At 36.0% G+C, this 1,867-nt stretch carries 1 protein-coding gene; it reads left to right on the plus strand.

The window, feature by feature from the left end:
* On the plus strand, positions 1-1,867 hold a 1,867-nt coding region (locus ACS8FD_RS13505), incomplete at both ends, for a glycosyltransferase (RefSeq protein WP_439276257.1).

Raw genomic sequence — 1,867 nt, forward strand, 5'->3', positions numbered from 1 at the left:
ACATAAGCCCATTATCATTATTAGATGAAAATAAAGGGTTTGTATTTGGTAATATAGGTTGTTCTGTTTTACATAATGTTGAAGAAAGTGAATTTAAAATTAGTGTACTGATGCCTGTTTATCAAGCTGAGGAATTTATTGAGCTGTCAATAAACTCAATGCTTAATCAGACATGGCAGAACTTAGAAATTATTGCTGTAGAAGATTGTAGCTCTGATAGAAGCTGGGAGATTTTGGAAGAATTAGCTGCTAAAGATAGTCGACTCAAAATATATCGTAATGAAAGAAACAGGGGTGCTTATACTACTCGAAATAGAGCGTTAAGCTTGGCAAGCGGTGATTTCATCACTGTGCATGATAGTGATGATTGGTCGCACCCCCAAATGCTTGAAAAACAAATGGAGGTAATGCTTAACGATAAGTCTATAAAGATTACTTGCTCTTATATGACAAGAGTGACTCCAGATTTTAAGTTTATTTTACGACCACAAAGAGGGAATCTTGAGTATGTACATAGAAGTTACCCCTCTCTTCTAATAAGATCAGAAGATATAAAATCTCTAGGTGAGTGGGACGCTGTATCTGCTAATGCAGATGATGAGTTTATACAACGAGCACGCATATTATGGGGTGAAGATTCTATAGTAGATATCATGCAAAACATTCCCTTCTCATTCTTTTTAGTACATGATAACTCTCTGACACAACAAGCTGGTACGAGTCTAAACAGCCTAACTTTTGGAATACGTCATGAGTATTCGAGACAAGCGAAATTTTGGCGTGAAAATAATAAGGATAAACCACTTAGTTATACTAGAACTAGTAAAAAATATCCCTTTCCTATACCTCATGGTTTAGCACCTAAACACTGGGAGAAGAATATTCATTATGACTTGATACTAATATCAGATTTAAGCCTTTTGGGGGGGACAAGACGGTGCAATGAAGGCTATATTAAAGCTGCTGAAGCCTTGGGCTGGAAAGTAGGATTGTTTCATTGGCCAAGATACGATTTAAAAACGGCAGAGATAGCTGATGAGTATACAAAGCTTTCCTACAATGAAAACATAGATTTTTTAGTACCCGAAGATGAGGTCACTGCTAAACTAGTTATAATACATCACCCCCCTATTTTGAACTTTGAGATTGATGCTGTTCCTAGTATAACGTGCAATAAACTAGGTATACTAGTAAATCAGTCTCCAATGCAGTTATGGTCGCAAGAACCTAGTTACTATGACAGTAATGAAGTAACTGCATTATGTAAGAAGTTATTTAATGTCAGTCCACTATGGATACCAATATCACCAAGAGTAATAGAAACATTAAATAAGTCTGGCATAGTTGATAATGTATACGAAGACACTTGGTTTCCTCCATATAACCATGAGCTAGATAATACAAGCATAAGCTTACCATTAGAATTTGGTACAAATAGAAAGATTATAGTAGGTCGACATTCTAGAGATCATTGGACTAAGTGGCCTAAAGATAAAAATGAAATCAAGCAGGCCTACCTTGCTGATAAAAGCGATATTAATGTTCTGTTGATGGGCGGTGTACAAACACCTAAAAAGCAAATCGGTAAACTCCCTAAGAATTGGCAAGCTATTGATTTCGATGCTATTTCTGTGACAGAGTTTATATCAAAGTTAGATTTTTTCATCCACTATACCCATGAAGACTATATTGAAGAGTTCGGACGAAATATTATGGAAGCGATGGCTCTAGGTAAGGTAGTCATATTGCCGCCAGAGTTTGAGGAAATATTTGGAAATTCAGCTGTCTATGCGAAACCAAATGAAGTTTATCAAACTATACAAGAAATGTGGCAAAACCCAAACCTATATTTGAAGCAAGCTGAGCA

The sequence above is a fragment of the Psychrobacter sp. 1U2 genome, assembly GCF_051847575.1.